Origin of the sequence: Mesobacillus harenae (assembly GCF_013343715.1) — a bacterium.
GTDB classification, from domain to species: Bacteria; Bacillota; Bacilli; order Bacillales; family Cytobacillaceae; genus Mesobacillus_A; species Mesobacillus_A harenae.
Genome location: NZ_JABUNR010000002.1, coordinates 200037 through 215096, shown reverse-complemented (window position 1 = coordinate 215096; position 15060 = coordinate 200037). Strand labels below are relative to the sequence as shown.

The window sequence follows — 15060 nt, the reverse complement described above, 5'->3', positions numbered from 1 at the left end:
AAAATTATGAGGTGGGTTTTATATGGAATTAGCAGATATACGCAACGAACTTGAAAGAACATCCAAACGTTTAGCGAACTTTAGGGGGTCTCTTTGACTTAGACAATAAAGAAGCGAGAATTGCTGAGCTTGATGACGTGATGCTTGCCCCCGATTTCTGGAATGATCAGCAACAGGCTCAAACAGTTATTAATGAAGGGAACGCATTGAAGGACCAGGTCCATGAGTTTCATGATTTATTTGCAGCATTTGAGGATCTTGAGCTGACTTTTGAGCTTGTAAAGGAAGAAAGTGATGCAGAGCTGCAGGCAGAGCTTGAAAGTGAGCTGTCCAAGCTGACCAAACGCCTGGATGAATTTGAACTTCAGCTCCTGCTTAGCGAGGAGCATGACAAAAATAATGCAATTCTCGAATTACATCCTGGAGCGGGCGGAACGGAATCACAGGACTGGGGTTCCATGCTGCTTAGGATGTATACTCGCTGGGCTGAGAAGAAAGGTTTTAAAGTGGAAACGCTTGATTATCTGCCAGGTGATGAGGCGGGGATCAAGAGTGTCACGCTTGCGATTAAGGGGCATAATGCTTATGGCTATTTGAAAGCGGAAAAAGGAGTGCACCGTCTTGTGCGGATCTCCCCATTCGATTCATCTGGCCGCCGGCATACCTCGTTTGTATCATGTGAAGTGATGCCGGAGTTAAACGATGAAATTGAAATTGATATCCGGACAGAGGATTTAAAGGTTGATACGTACCGTGCCAGCGGAGCAGGCGGGCAGCATATCAACACGACAGACTCTGCCATAAGGATAACCCATCTGCCAAGCGGAGTCGTTGTGACATGCCAAACTGAGCGCTCTCAGATTAAAAACCGCGATCGGGCGATGAAGATGCTGAAAGCGAAGCTCTATCAGCGCCGGGTTGAAGAGCAGGAACAAGAGCTTGCTGAAATCCGCGGCGAGCAAAAGGAAATCGGCTGGGGCAGCCAAATTCGCTCCTATGTTTTCCATCCGTACTCAATGGTAAAAGACCACCGCACCAGTACTGAGGTTGGGAACGTCCAAGCCGTCATGGATGGAGAACTCGACGCATTTATCGATGCCTACCTCCGTTCCAAGCTTTGATTATAATTTGTTAAGCCTTCGCCGCCTTTTGCCGGTGAAGGCTTTTTGATTTTAACGAGTGCAAATAAACGGGCTCTCTCCACCAGTAAACTGCAGTTTGAACGTCAGAAAGTGTCTAGTTCCGGAAGTAAAACCCTAATAAACGCATCAATCCAATTTATTTGGTAAAACTAATCAACAGCATCTTGTTCCTGATTCCGCTTTTAGTCCTTTAATACGGCACCCTAGTGGCATTTACACCCTTTTATCCCCATGCTATACTCACTGTCAGATATTAGGACTAAAGGGGATACTTTATATGAAAAAGAGAAAAACTCAAACTGTTAATCCTAAGCTGGAACGTCTGCTTGAATACATATATGTCATCGTCGGTTCATCTATTGTTGCCGTGGCTTTTAATGTTTTCTTGCTTCCTAATCGGATTGCATCAGGCGGAGTGAGCGGGATCAGTACAATTTTTGATGCGTTGTTTGGCTGGGAGCCGGCCTTTGTGCAATGGGCCTTTAACATTCCCTTGTTCATATCGGGTGTTGTGCTGCTGGGCGGAGCATATGGTTTAAAAACGTTGGTTGGAACGCTGTTTTTGCCCTTTGTTGTGTTCTTAACGAGCGATGTGGAACCATGGACACTTGACCCGCTGCTGGGTGCGTTGTTTGGCGGGATTGGAGTGGGACTTGGGCTTGGGATTGCTTTTCGCGGCAAAGCGAGTACGGGGGGAACTGACCTTGCTGCGCAAATTATCCAAAAGTACACGGGTTTATCGCTGGGTACCTGTGTAGCGCTCATTGATGGCATGATTGTCCTTGCCGCAGCAATTATATTTGATATTGAAAGAGGCCTGTACGCAATGATCGGGCTTTATGTAACGAGTAAAACGATTGATTTAGTGCAGGTTGGCTTTGGCCGATCCAAGATGGCATTAATCATCACTTGCAAAGAAGAAGAAGTTCGCGAAGGTGTTTTGAATAAAATTGACCGTGGTGTGACAAAACTATCAGCATATGGTGGCTATACCGACCAAGTGCGCCCAATACTCATGTGTGTCGTGGATCAGACAGAGTTCACTAAATTGAAACAATTGGTCAAAACCATTGACCCGTCTGCATTTGTGATCGTAACAGATGCCTCAGAGGTATTGGGAGAGGGTTTCAAAAGAGGGTAAGCATGGTATAAAATAGGAGCGTATGTAATTTATGTTAAAAAGGGGGATTTATAGTGAAAAAGAAGTTGCTAGCTTTAATGATGGGTACCTCACTAGTACTTGCTGCCTGTGGCGGCGGGGAAGATGAAGCGACTGGCGGAGCAAACGCAGGGGATCCAGAAAAGCTTTATAACCAAAAATGTTCGAGCTGTCACGGCGGTGACTTGCAGGGTGGAGCGGGACCGAAGCTTAGTGATGTAGGTGCACGATTATCCCAGGAAGAAATCGAATCTGTAATTGCTAATGGGCAAGGCAGCATGCCTCCAGGATTATTAAAAGGTGAAGATGCTACGGCTGTCGCTGAGTGGCTGGCAGGTAAAAAATAAATTTGGTTTCCTAAGCATTCCGAAAAACGGAGTGCTTTTTATTTTTGACGACTCATTCATATAAATTCTCTTACTACCTTCAACTTGGGATCCCTCTACTATTTCTCCCAATCTCGCTCACTAACGACAGTAATTTTATAGAACACATTCCAATAACATCCATTTATATAGGTTTAATTTACCATAATAGGTGTATTATGGGGAAGTTTGGTGTATTTGAAAAGAAACTGTAATATTAAAAGGGGTTTTTTTGTCGGATGATGGTGATATAATTGGTTTGTTGTTAAATTACTGCTAATAGACTCTGTGAATACGACTTACTTATAAGGTGATTCCTAAATGATAGAAATGCAAGACGTATATAAAACATACCGAAACGGTGTGACAGCTGCGAACGGTTTAAATATAAAAATTGATGCAGGCGAATTTTTATATGTGGTCGGCCCAAGTGGAGCCGGAAAATCTACCTTTATAAAAATGATGTATCGAGAAGTAAGGCCAACGTCAGGAACGATTACGATAAACGGTGTTAATCTTTCCAAGCTGAGGGATAGCAAAGTACCTTTGCTCCGCCGCAATATAGGCGTTGTCTTTCAGGACTTTAAGCTTTTAAACACGTTAAACGTATACGAGAATGTCGCTTTTGCTCTCGAGGTAATTGAGGAGCAGCCAAGCTATATAAAGAAGCGTGTGATGGAGACACTCGAGCTTGTCGGGCTGAAAAACAAGGCCCGCATGCTGCCCACTGAACTGTCAGGGGGAGAGCAGCAGCGTGTGTCGATTGCCCGTTCAATCGTAAATGCACCAAAGGTTGTTATTGCTGATGAGCCTACTGGAAACCTTGACCCTGATACTTCCTGGGATATTATGAACGTCTTTGAAGAGATCAATATGAGAGGGACAACCATTGTCATGGCCACCCACAACAAAGATATAGTTAACACGATCAAGCACCGCGTTGTCGCCATTGAGGGCGGCCGGATTGCGCGAGATCAGCAGAAGGGTGATTACGGATATGAAGCCTAGAACTTTTTCCCGGCATATTCGTGAAAGTTTCAAGAGTTTAGCAAGGAACGGATGGATGACATTCGCGTCCGTCAGTGCTGTTACTGTAACTCTCCTTTTAGTCGGTGTATTCTTTGTTATCATGATGAACTTAAATAATGTGGCTACTACGATTGAAGAGGATGTGGAAATAAGAGTCCATGTCGATGTAGCTGCAAATGAACAGGATCGCGAAGCACTTGGCGAGCAGATCACTCAGCTCGCTGGAGTAAAAACCGTTCAGTTTTCTCCAAAGGACAAGGAACTTGATAATTTGATAGAAAGCCTTGGAACTGAGGGAGAAGCTTTTAAGCTTTTCGAACAGGATAATCCATTAAACGATGTCTTTGTCATTAAGACGACAGAGCCTACTGATACAATGGAGGTTGCCGAGGAGATCGAGGCATTTAATTATGTAGCCACTGTCAAATACGGCCAGGGTAAAATTGAACAGCTTTTTAAAATTATCAATGTCAGCCGAAATGTAGGACTTGCCTTGATTGTCGGCTTATTGTTTACTGCCATGTTTTTAATCTCTAATACAATTAAAATTACAATCGTTGCCCGGCGCCGTGAAATTGAAATTATGAGGCTTGTCGGTGCTACAAATTCATTTATCCGCTGGCCATTTTTTCTCGAAGGACTTTGGCTCGGAATCTTAGGATCCCTTGTGCCGATTGCAGCCGTGTCCTCTGCCTATTACTATGCTTATGGAATTATTGAACCAAAACTGAAGGATCATTTCATCCAGCTGATAGAGTTTGACCCATTTGTGTATCAGCTGTCTGCCATTCTGATTATTATGGGAGCGGCAATTGGAATCTGGGGAAGCCTCATGTCCGTCCGAAAGTTTTTAAAAGTGTAATCTGATGTTAGCCCGGGTTGGGCGCTGACGATAACCATAGAGAAAGTTACGAAACTATCAAAAGTAAGAGAGGGGTAAGTTCTAGTGAAAAAACAGATACTCTCACTAGCAATAGTCAGTACTTTAAGCCTGGGTTCATTGGTAAGCCCAACAATTCAACATGCTGATGCTAACAAGATTACCGATCTTGAAAACGAAAGAAAAAAGGTGACGGAGGAACGCTCTTCTGTAACCGAAAACATTAAAGAAAAAGAAGCTGAAATTAACGAAATTAAGAGTGAACAAGATAGAGTCCACGCTGAAAAGCAACGACTGGAAATCGCTATTGGCGATGCAGCCTCTAAAATTGAGGAAAAAAATGCTCAGATTGCCCAGACAAATAAAGAAATTGACCAGTTAAACATCGAAATCAAAGAGCTAGAAGAGCGGATTGACAAGCGAAATGAACTTCTGAAAAATCGTGCCCGCTCCTTCCAGGAGAATGGCGGAAGCGTCAGCTACCTGGACGTGCTTTTAGGAGCACAAAGCTTTAGTGACTTTGTTGACCGTGTAACGGCTGTTGCAACTATCGTTGATGCTGATAAAGACATCCTTGAGCAGCACCAGAAAGATAAAGATGATTTGGAACGAAAACAGCAGGAAGTTAAAGGAAAGCTTGCTAGTCTTCAACAAATGAAACAAGAATTAGAAGGCTTAAGGGCCGAGCTTAAAAAACAGAGTGCTGAAAAAGACAAGTTGATGGCCGAGTTAAAAGAAGAAGAAGGCCATGCTCATGCGGCCAAACTGGAAGCTGAGGAAGAAAGCGCAATGCTTGCAGCTCAGGAAGGTGCCATTAAAAAGGCAATTGAAATGGAGCAGGCCCGACAGGCTGAGATTGCAAGACAGGCTGAGATCGCCAGAAAAGCAGAAGAAGAGAGAAGAAAGGCGGCTGAAGCTGCGGCAGCAGCAGCCGCAGCTGCAGAAGCAGCAAAAAATAACGGCGGCAGCAGTGCACCCGCTCCGGTTGTAGCAGCCCCGGCACCAGCTCCCGCTCCGACTCCAGTGGTTTCGAACGGAACATGGACAAGGCCTGCAGCTGGACGTGTAACTTCAGGCATAGGACCTCGCTGGGGAACTTACCATGCAGGAATCGATATTGCTCAAGGTGGAATTGTACCGATCGTAGCGGCAGCTGATGGAGTCGTTATCCGTTCCTATTATTCTCCTAGTTATGGCCATGCTGTGTTTATTTCCCATTCTATTAATGGGCAGATCTTTACAACCGTATACGCTCATATGAGGAATCGTACTGTTTCCAGCGGAGAATTCGTTCCAAAAGGGACTAAGCTTGGCAACATGGGTAATACAGGCGACTCTCAAGGTCAGCATTTGCATTTTGAACTGCATAAAGGTTCTTGGAATCCATCAAAATCAAACGCAGTTAATCCTTTAAATTATATTCCTATGTAAACAGAACTTAAGGAAGAAGCGCTCATTGCTTCTTCCTTTTTATTTACCCCATTTTATAGAGAAAAAACCCTTTTTACAGTTAATTTACATTTCTATTTAGCGCCCTCTTTAGAGAAAAATCTTCATACCCTGTCCATCTATCACATATAATGGAGAACATACAATTACTGAAGAAGAGGCTGGACGGTCATAATTTAAAACAGCCGATAATAAATTTTAAGAGAATCAGAGTGAGGGACAAGGCTGCGAGGGGGATATGCATGAATAGAAAGTGGTTGGCGCTGTTAATGACTGGATCGATGTTAACGGGTGCCGGTGGAACCTATGCAGGAATGCAATGGTATCAACAAGAAGATGGCTCAGACCTTAACCAAGGGACAGCCGAGTTGGGATCTGGCTTGAAAAATAGTTCAGAGAATGGGGATACTCTGGCAAAGGTGGAACAAGCCTATGGCTTAATATTAGATAAGTATGTAGAAGAAGTCGAAGAAGGCCAGCTTGTAGAGGGAGCGATCCAAGGAATGCTTTCAACGCTTGAAGACCCTTATTCAGTATATATGGATAAAGAGACTGCCAAGCAATTCAACGATACACTGGAATCTTCTTTTGAAGGAATAGGGGCTGAGGTAAGCGTCGTGGATGGAGAGATCGTGATTGTATCTCCATTTAAAGATTCGCCTGCTGAAAAAGCCGGTTTAAAGCCAAAGGACCAGATACTCAAAGTAGACGGGGAAAGTATTGAAGGGCTGGACTTATATGAGGCTACTTTGAAAATACGCGGTGAAAAGGGAACAGTTGTTAAATTGGAAATAAGACGCCATGGAGTTAAGGACCCTCTAGTGGTCGAGGTGAAACGGGATGAGATCCCACAGATTACGGTCTATTCTGATGTTAAAAAGCAAAATGGGAAAAATATAGGCTATCTCGAAATTACCACCTTTTCAGAGGAAACTTCAAAAGAGTTCCAAAAAGAGCTAAGAGATTTAGAGGAGAAAGATATTGAGGGACTGGTTATTGATGTTCGCGGCAATCCAGGAGGACTGCTGCTTAGTGTTGAAGAAATTTTAAAAGAGCTTGTTACGGAAAAGAAGCCATATGTGCAGATACAAGAGCGTAATGGTGAAAAAACCAGGTATTTTTCAACCCTTAAGAAGCCAAAGGATTATCCTATTGCAGTCTTAATTGATAAAGGCAGTGCATCTGCCTCTGAGATTTTAGCCGGAGCTCTAAAGGAAGCTGGCGGATATGCGCTGATCGGAGAAAATACGTTTGGGAAAGGAACTGTCCAGCAGGCTGTGCCGATGGGGGATGGCAGTAATATTAAGTTAACTTTGTTTAAGTGGCTGACCCCTGATGGGAACTGGATTCATAAAGATGGAATTAAGCCAACTTACGAGGTAAAACAGCCTGAGGTATTTGAAACACACCCGCTTCAAGTGGAAGATCCGCTTAAAAGGGATATGAATAATGAGCAGGTAAAGAATGCGCAAATGATGCTTGAAGCAATTGGGTTTTCCCCAGGCCGGACGGATGGTTATTTTAATGAACGGACCGAGACAGCCGTTAAGGCATTTCAAATGCAGAATGAACTCGAGCGAACAGGCGTCATTGATTCAAAAACTGCTGCTGCCCTAGAGCAGGCCGTCTTAAAAGAAATGCGCAAAGAAGAAAACGACATCCAGCTCCAAACTGCCATCCGTTATCTAGCAAAATAAGAACTAAGGTGACAGGCACCATCCAGTTTACTGGATGGTGCCTGTCACCTTTTTAGGTTTTGGTAAAACTAGTAATATGTTTTGCTAGGGAATTTTGGTAGAATGGTTTTAACTAAACTTATTGTGTTGGACTATTTTACATAGAGGCTGGTGAATATTGGGTGACGCAGGAAATACTGTTTGAATTTTTAAAAGGGACGGGTATGTTGTTTCTTCACCCTCTGTTCTATTTTTTGTTTTTTATAGCAGCAGTTCTTGGAGTTATGCGTGTGAAGAGGGAGCGGCGGAATTTTCATCTTCGAGTTGAAGATGCCTATTTTGAGCTGAGACAGCTAATCCCTCTCGGTGCAGTGATTGGATTAGGCGTTTCGCTCGTTGTACTGTCAGCCGGTCTGACTGTACCTGTGGCTGTGGTTATTTTAACTGCGGTGGTCACGTTTTTATGGAGTTTGACCACAAAGATAAGGCTTTTGTCGCCGGCCTATACGGTTGGTGCTGCGTTCTTTGCACTGATTTTTATAAGCAGCAGGGATTTCTCCTTACCCGTTTTTAATCAAGAATTTTCAGCTATAGATGAAAAGGTTTATCCATCGTTAGCGATTGTTTTGGCACTGCTGATCATCGGGGAAGGAATCTTTATATTACTGAACGGGCACAAAGCTACTTCTCCAAAGCTAATTAAAAGCAAGCGGGGTCTGCCTGTAGGGGTTCATGAGTCAAGACGGATGTGGATGCTTCCGGTATTCCTTCTCGTTCCAGGGGAAGTGCTGACAGCACCTTTTGAATGGTGGCCGGTATTTTCAATTGGTGCGCAAACATATGGTTTACTGCTTTTTCCGTTTGCAGTCGGCTTCCATCAGCAAATACAAGGGCTGCTGCCCAAATTGGCCGTCCGAATGGTTGGAAGGAAAGTGGTCTGGCTTGGTGTCCTGATCCTGTTTTTAGCTGCAGGAGGATACTGGTACCCGGTAATTTCGATTGGAGCGGTGGCTCTTGCAGTGATTGGACGGGAGTTTATTACTCAGCGGCAGCGGATCCGGGAAGAAAATCTGCCTTTTTACTTTTCCAATCGCGATCATGGTTTAATGATTCTTGGAGTTATGCCAAATTCCCCTGCGAGCAAGATGGGCTTGAAGGCGGGCGAGCTGATTACAAAAGTAAATGGCGTGAAAATTCGGGACGAAAAACCGTTCTATGAAGCACTTCAGCGTAATCGTGCTCATTGCAAGCTGGAAGTTCTCGATACAAACGACCAAATTCGTTTTGTTCAGCGGGCCTTGTACGAAGGTGACCATCATGAATTAGGCATCTTGTTCATTCATGAAGGCAAAGGCCGCAAGAATCAGGCGGTGTAGCGGAAGCTTTTATACTATTAAACTTTTATGCAGAGGAATAGCATAATTCTTTTATGCAGAGGAATAGCATAATTTGAAATGGTATTTTTAATAAGTTTATTAAAGAGCTGCTGCCCGCAGCTCTTTTTGATTCCTATATTTTCTGGCAATCAGATCACCTTTCACACTGTAAGTTCATTAGACTCTATTAACGAGGGCGGTAACGTTTACTGGACTAGCTGCCGGGTATGGGTTTAAAGAAGAAATTTATAGAATTGAAAAGATCCAAATCCTATTTAAAGATGAAGTACAAACTGAAAGGAAGTGTTATTTTGACAAAAAGACTACTATTTTCTATACCTATTGGACTTTCACTCGTTCTTAGCGGCTGTACCGGCAATGGGGATGAAAACTCGGAGCAGGAAATATTAGAGACGTCAAGTGAAGAGTCACCAAGTGATGAACGACCGGTCGAGGAAACAGGATCAGAATTCGAGGATGAGAATTTTAGACTTGATGAAGAAAATACAGCTACTACAGAAGACGAAAATCTCTAACTGCCCATAAGAAAGTAAGGTATAAAAATTTGGATCAGTATCACTTAAACTTCATTTGAATTTGTTTAATTCGCTCTCAGCACGCCATTCATATATTTAAGAAACCTCGCCTGTTCTTTATGCAGGCGTGGTTTTTTCTAAAGAGGTGATTCTCATTGTCATTATAATGTTGATTATTTTCATTATTCTCTGGATGAAGGCAGATTTTTATCTGGGCAAACGAAAAACAACTCACATGCTGAAAGAATATCCTGTGCGGAAAGGGGATGTTGAGTTTTTTGGGAATGGTACTTACTATTTTTCAACACTTTTTAAGGATGTCTCAAACGCGGAATCGTATGTTCATCTATCTTTTTACCGGTTTAAACATGATTCAGTTGGGAAGGAGTTTCTACAGCTTTTAAAGACGAAGGCAAAGGAGAATGTAAAAGTACGATTGCTCTTAGACTTTGTAGGAAGTGTCAGCTTTCCTAAAAAAGAGGCTAGAGATTTAAAAAAGCATGGGGTAGAACTTGTTTATTCTCATAGACCCTCTTTTCCTTTTTTCTTTACTTCGCTTAATAGGAGAAATCACCATAAAATTATTGTTATCGACGGAAAGATTGGATTTGTTGGCGGCTTTAATGTTGGAGATAATTATGCAGAAAAAAATCCTAATATCGGATTTTGGCGAGACTATATGGTTAGGGTGAAAGGAAGTGGAGTTGAAGACTTACAAGATCAGTTCTTAAGCCATTGGTACAAATCAGGTAGGGATGGCGTAACAAAGGAAACTGTATTACCTGATTTAAGTGAAGGGAAGTCCAGCTTTCAGCTTTTTGCCTCGAACGGAGGTTTTTTTGACTCCAAGGTGATTAACTTAATAAAGTCAGCAAAGAACAGGATATTAATAGGTTCCCCATACTTCATTCCAACACCGAAGGTAAAAATTGCTTTATTAGAAGCAGCAAAACGTGGGGTGGAAATCAAAGTTATTATACCTGAAAAGGCTGATCAGCCTCTTGTAAAAGAAAGAGCTTTTTCAGAGTTTTCTTACCTTATGGAAAAAGGGATACAGCTATTTCTCTATAAAAATGGATTTTATCATGCAAAGATCATGCTGGTTGACCAGAATGCTGCTTATGTTGGGACCTCCAACTTTGATATTAGAAGCTTTCGTACCAATGATGAATTGATCTTGTTCACAAGTGACAAGAACTTTCTTGGTAAAATTGAAGAAAATTTACAAGAGGATTTACTTCATTCCGAGAAACAATCGTTATCAGACATAAAAGCAAAGAATGTTTTAACTAAAACAAAGAGAGCAGCAGCCCATTTATTCTCTGACTTTTTATAATTTACAAGGCTAGATGCAAAAAATATTAATGGCAAGGGGGGACAAATACTTGGAAACAAATAAAGAAAAGATGAAAAAAGCAGCTTTTCCTGTACTCTTAGTGCTAACGGGTTTAGTAACATCCATGTTTTTTGTCTATTTATTTGCAGAAATTGCAGAGGAAATGTTGGAACAGGAGCTGAAAACTTTTGATGATGCTGTAATAGGTTTTTTTAGAGCTATTGAAAGTAGTACGCTCAATCAGGCAATGATTTTTATAACAGAACTAGGATCTGTCTGGTTTTTAGCAACATTATCTATAATCACTATTCTGACTCTGTGGATAAAAGTGAAAGATAAATGGGGGATTCTTTTTTTCATTATCGGTATTGGCGGAGGCGGGTTACTGACTAGGCTATTAAAATATTACTATGGAAGAGGACGTCCTTCTATTAATCCAGAAATAGACGCAATTGGCTATAGCTTTCCCAGTGGGCATTCTCTTGGTTCCCTTATTTTCTACGGGTTTATCACCTATTTTATTATTCGTTCAGAGCTGAAAAAGTCGATTAAATGGGTCGCCGCATGTCTTGCTGGATTGTTAGTTGTACTGATTGGGATGTCGCGGATCTACCTGGGAGCTCATTTTCCGAGTGACGTTATCGCTGGGCACCTAGCTGGAGCTATTTGGATGATTCTATCGATTCTTGCCTTGGAATGGGTGCAATGGCAAACTGCAAATTCGATCAGGCCATTAAAAACCATTCGGGAATTTTTCCAACATAAATTTTAATCGCGCTTCCTAAGATAACTGACAGGAGGAGAATATGACAAGATGAAATTCAAATCGAACATAATCGGTATTGTATTAGGAGTATTAATTCTACTCATATTAGTATGGGGTCTTGCAGAACCATATTTTATCGATATACAAGAAGAAGAAGCAGTTATAGAGAATTTGCCGGCTGAATGGGAAGGAAAGGAAGTAGCCGTTGTCGGGGATTTTCAGGTTGGAATGTGGATGGATAACACAGCGACTGTTACCCGTATTTCCGAAAAACTTGCGAGCATGGAACCGGCTGCCGTCTTGATACTGGGTGATTTTATCTATCATGCCGTAAAGGATTCAGACAAAGAAATGAAACACGTAAAAGAACTTTTACGTCCTTTGACTAAAACAGACATTCCTGTTTTTGCAGTGCTTGGCAATCATGATTATGCTATGAAACTTAGAACTGATGAACCGAACGATCAAGCAGCTCAGAACGTAACTTCTACACTAAATGAAATGGGAATTGAGGTACTTCATAATGAATCTGTGCCATTGACACTTTCAGAGGGGGATCAGGTTGAAATAGGTAACCCGTCCTCGGATAGCCTGTATCTTGCGGGGATTGGAGCAGCCTGGCCAAACGAAGCGGATCCAGCTAAAGCTCTTGAAGAAATCCCTAGTTCTTCACCCCGTATGGTAATGATGCATAACCCAGATACTTTCGGGAAGCTGCCGGCCGATGCCGCTCCGTTTACCGTTGCCGGCCATACTCACGGGGGACAAGTTCGGATTCCATTTGCTCCGGAATGGACGTATATGACATACACCAAGAAGGATGAGGTGCACGCTGATGGCTGGATAGATGGATATGGTGCTTCAGGAAATCGGTTATATGTTAATCGTGGAGTAGGTTTCAGTGATGTGCCGATCCGTATAAATTGTCTCCCTGAGATTAGCTTGTTTACTTTAACCTCCTGATTTAAATAGAAACTTAAAGTGCAGTGAATCATTTTGATTCACTGCACTTTTTACCTTTTAGTTTTACAAGCTTTATCTTTAAAAAAATCCTTTATATTAATAAATTTATAAACACCCAGCTCATACCGGAGAATAAACCGGTAACCCCAAGAAAAATGAGAATCAGCTGCCTGTTGCCTTTCTTTTGTAACCGTAAGTAATCGTTATAGGTGATGTCCCCTTTAGCAAATCTCAATCCTATATCGTTTGGTTCAATAGAGAAAAGCCGACCATACTTATCTTCCAAAATCACCTTTGTTATCAAAGGCAGCGCCTCCTCTTTCAAGGAGTCAAAGCTATTTGGATGGGAGCTTTTAGTTTCTATAAGAATGCTTGTATTTCCAATAGTGTCAAATCGTAATGGTTTATAAAGTGATTGTTTGCATATCTTTGTTGCAAAGCTATAAGCTTGTTGTTCTATTGCATTATTAGAAACACACACTGGATTTTCACCTCATTATCATTATATTGCAGAAAGCGTACATCGTGAACTTTTAAAAAGATTTCTTTCTGAAAGTTTAGAGGGTAAAGCGGGGATATATTAATTTCCCGTTTAGGAGCTTTTCTTCAGGGTAGTTGAATAATAGGAGCAAAAGGAATATATATCGCAGCTTTGCTGCAGGCTCTAAAAATGCTGTTACACATCTGCCAAATTTTAACAAGGAGGAGTTCAACATGAAAAAACAAATTAAGCCGATTGCGGCGGCTTCAGTGTTAGCTTTCGGAATTGCTCCCCTTTCAGCGGGCGCAATTGAATACAATGAAGTACAGGATCAATATCCTGCTCTAACTGGATGGTCAGAAAGCGATTGGAACAGCTACCTTGAAGATAATTATGGTACTTCCCTAAGTGACTACACTACAACCGGGGATCTTGAGGCTGACATAGGAGAGCCGATTGATGTAGATATGATAGGAAATACAGATACTGAAGATCCCAATATCCTGGACATCATGGAAAAATATAATTTAAATACGGATGAACTTGTCTCATTTCTCGCAGCTTATGATAATCGTGATAATATTCACTTTGTCGGGGATCTAGAAAATGCATTACAAGATAGTGGTCAGACTCCGGTAAATGAAGGGTCGGGTAATGACCAAGCAACAACTGGAGATTCGGATAACGAGCAGACTACTGTAACTGATCAATCCACATCGGAGTCAGGCAATGACCAGGTGAATTCTGGAGATTCAACAAGTGACCAAGCAACATCTGATGAATCTGGAATTGATCAGTCAGAACTAGAGGAGACTTATTTAGTGCCACTTGGATGGTCGGTTGACGAGTTTAATAGATATCTAGACGATACCTATGATATGAATTTAAACGACTTAAATTTATTTGAAGATCTTGAAGCAACGGTAGGACCGGTGCTAACCGATGAAAATGAGCAAGAACTGATTGGGGAATATGATCTTACACACGATGAGTATGTGGGTCTTCTTAATGAATATGGAGAAACACCAGAAGATTATGATTTTGTTTATGATCTGGATGATTCATTAGAGTATTACACCAGTGAACAACCAAGCCAGGCTGAAACTGAGCAGGGCGCAGAGATGCCCGATACAGCGTCAAGTTCTGTAGCTTATATTTTAATGGGAATGGGAGCCGTAATGCTTGGTGGATTCATGCTTAAAGGCAGGAGAAAATACGGTGAACATTAATGGGTCGGAACGATAAGGAAAGAAAAATAAACAAACGGACCTTCGTTTTATTCATTGCCTGGTTTCTGATTGCTTCCGGCGTGTATATGGCTGTATCACATACCATAAAGTGGACAAAAGGGTATATGGCCGTTGAGCAAACCAGTGCAAGCGAGGATGTTACTTCACTAGAGCCGGGAAACGATATACATCAAGGTGATGGAAGCAGCTTATATTCAGAACAGCCCAGTGAGGGTCAGGAAATAGGCAGTATAAGTATTCCAAAGCTTGAGATTTCGATCTCGGTCTTTGAAGGAACAGCTGAAGCTCAGCTTGAAAAAGGAGTTGGCCATTTCTCAGGGAGTGTTCTCCCTGGTGAAAATAACAATAGTGTCCTTTCCGGCCATAGAGATACTGTCTTTCGCAGATTAGGTGAAGTGGATGAGGGAGATGTGATAATAGTTGAAACATCAGCAGGCGAGTTTACCTACAGGGTTAAAAAAATTCGTATTGTCGATGCAGATGACAGAACGGTTATTGTACCAAAACCCGAGGCGTCACTCACCGTAACAACCTGTTATCCATTCACCTATATCGGCGACGCTCCAGAACGGTACGTACTATTTGGAGAATTAATCGGATCAAAGACTGGCAATGAAGTAGAAACTTAATATAGGTTCGGGTGACAGGCACC

General features: G+C 42.1%; 15 protein-coding genes. 14 read left to right on the top strand and 1 reads right to left on the bottom strand.

Features of this window, described 5'->3' with window-relative positions; genetic code table 11:
• Positions 1 to 22 precede the first annotated feature (22 nt).
• From prfB to HRJ06_RS03245, 12 genes are all read left to right on the top strand, one after another.
• Positions 23 to 1121 (top strand): peptide chain release factor 2 gene (gene prfB / locus HRJ06_RS03300; protein ID WP_174728822.1). Its coding sequence is split into 2 segments (ribosomal slippage): positions 23 to 94 and positions 96 to 1121, totalling 1098 coding nucleotides; the frame shifts between segments, so codons are not numbered across the junction.
• A gap of 298 nt (positions 1122 to 1419) precedes the next feature.
• On the top strand, positions 1420 to 2283 hold the full coding sequence (locus tag HRJ06_RS03295) for a YitT family protein (RefSeq protein ID WP_174728819.1): 864 nt from the start codon (positions 1420 to 1422) through the stop codon (positions 2281 to 2283).
• A gap of 53 nt (positions 2284 to 2336) precedes the next feature.
• The gene (cccB, locus tag HRJ06_RS03290; RefSeq protein WP_174728816.1) at positions 2337 to 2648 is read left to right on the top strand and encodes a cytochrome c551; all 312 of its coding nucleotides are present in this window, start codon (positions 2337 to 2339) and stop codon (positions 2646 to 2648) included.
• Positions 2649 to 2987: 339 nt separating this feature from the next.
• On the top strand, positions 2988 to 3674 hold the full coding sequence (ftsE, locus tag HRJ06_RS03285; RefSeq protein ID WP_174728813.1) for a cell division ATP-binding protein FtsE: 687 nt from the start codon (positions 2988 to 2990) through the stop codon (positions 3672 to 3674).
• On the top strand, positions 3664 to 4557 hold the full coding sequence (gene ftsX / locus HRJ06_RS03280; protein WP_174728810.1) for a permease-like cell division protein FtsX: 894 nt from the start codon (positions 3664 to 3666) through the stop codon (positions 4555 to 4557). Before ftsE ends, ftsX begins: the two co-directional genes overlap by 11 nt.
• 84 nt (positions 4558 to 4641) lie before the next feature.
• Positions 4642 to 6006 (top strand): PcsB-like coiled-coil domain-containing protein, encoded by a 1365-nt coding sequence (locus HRJ06_RS03275; RefSeq protein WP_174728808.1) that lies wholly within the window; start codon positions 4642 to 4644, stop codon positions 6004 to 6006.
• 260 nt (positions 6007 to 6266) lie between these two features.
• Complete coding sequence (locus HRJ06_RS03270; protein ID WP_174728805.1) at positions 6267 to 7721, top strand: S41 family peptidase; 1455 nt, start codon at positions 6267 to 6269, stop codon at positions 7719 to 7721.
• Between the two features lie 161 nt (positions 7722 to 7882).
• The gene (locus tag HRJ06_RS03265; protein ID WP_174728785.1) at positions 7883 to 9076 is read left to right on the top strand and encodes a PDZ domain-containing protein; all 1194 of its coding nucleotides are present in this window, start codon (positions 7883 to 7885) and stop codon (positions 9074 to 9076) included.
• Between the two features lie 311 nt (positions 9077 to 9387).
• Complete coding sequence (locus tag HRJ06_RS03260) at positions 9388 to 9612, top strand: hypothetical protein (protein WP_174728782.1); 225 nt, start codon at positions 9388 to 9390, stop codon at positions 9610 to 9612.
• Between the two features lie 127 nt (positions 9613 to 9739).
• Positions 9740 to 10948, top strand: coding sequence for a cardiolipin synthase (gene cls, locus HRJ06_RS03255; RefSeq protein ID WP_174728779.1), 1209 nt, complete (start codon positions 9740 to 9742; stop codon positions 10946 to 10948).
• Between the two features lie 49 nt (positions 10949 to 10997).
• Positions 10998 to 11720, top strand: coding sequence for a phosphatase PAP2 family protein (locus HRJ06_RS03250; RefSeq protein WP_174728776.1), 723 nt, complete (start codon positions 10998 to 11000; stop codon positions 11718 to 11720).
• Between the two features lie 42 nt (positions 11721 to 11762).
• Positions 11763 to 12677: a metallophosphoesterase gene (locus tag HRJ06_RS03245; protein WP_174728773.1), complete on the top strand. Its 915-nt coding sequence runs from the start codon at positions 11763 to 11765 to the stop codon at positions 12675 to 12677.
• A 91-nt stretch (positions 12678 to 12768) separates the two neighbouring features.
• Here HRJ06_RS03245 and HRJ06_RS03240 read toward each other — a convergent pair whose 3' ends face one another.
• Entirely contained in the window at positions 12769 to 12981 is a 213-nt protein-coding gene (locus HRJ06_RS03240) for a hypothetical protein (RefSeq protein WP_174728770.1), read from the bottom strand.
• Positions 12982 to 13391: 410 nt separating this feature from the next.
• Between HRJ06_RS03240 and HRJ06_RS03235 the strand changes: the two genes are divergently transcribed.
• Both HRJ06_RS03235 and HRJ06_RS03230 read left to right on the top strand, forming a co-directional pair.
• Positions 13392 to 14387: a processed acidic surface protein gene (locus HRJ06_RS03235; RefSeq protein WP_174728767.1), complete on the top strand. Its 996-nt coding sequence runs from the start codon at positions 13392 to 13394 to the stop codon at positions 14385 to 14387.
• Positions 14387 to 15037: a class D sortase gene (locus HRJ06_RS03230; protein ID WP_242035119.1), complete on the top strand. Its 651-nt coding sequence runs from the start codon at positions 14387 to 14389 to the stop codon at positions 15035 to 15037. Before HRJ06_RS03235 ends, HRJ06_RS03230 begins: the two co-directional genes overlap by 1 nt.
• The last annotated feature ends 23 nt before the right edge of the window (positions 15038 to 15060 follow it).

Excerpts from the sequence above, each read along its gene's own strand:
- HRJ06_RS03230 (WP_242035119.1), top strand. The coding sequence starts at position 14,387 with ATGGGTCGGAACGATAAGGAAAGAAAAATAAACAAACGGACCTTCGTT.
- HRJ06_RS03295 (WP_174728819.1), top strand. The coding sequence starts at position 1,420 with ATGAAAAAGAGAAAAACTCAAACTGTTAATCCTAAGCTGGAACGTCTG.
- ftsX (WP_174728810.1), top strand. The coding sequence starts at position 3,664 with ATGAAGCCTAGAACTTTTTCCCGGCATATTCGTGAAAGTTTCAAGAGT.
- HRJ06_RS03235 (WP_174728767.1), top strand. The coding sequence starts at position 13,392 with ATGAAAAAACAAATTAAGCCGATTGCGGCGGCTTCAGTGTTAGCTTTC.
- HRJ06_RS03270 (WP_174728805.1), top strand. The coding sequence starts at position 6,267 with ATGAATAGAAAGTGGTTGGCGCTGTTAATGACTGGATCGATGTTAACG.
- HRJ06_RS03245 (WP_174728773.1), top strand. The coding sequence starts at position 11,763 with ATGAAATTCAAATCGAACATAATCGGTATTGTATTAGGAGTATTAATT.
- ftsE (WP_174728813.1), top strand. The coding sequence starts at position 2,988 with ATGATAGAAATGCAAGACGTATATAAAACATACCGAAACGGTGTGACA.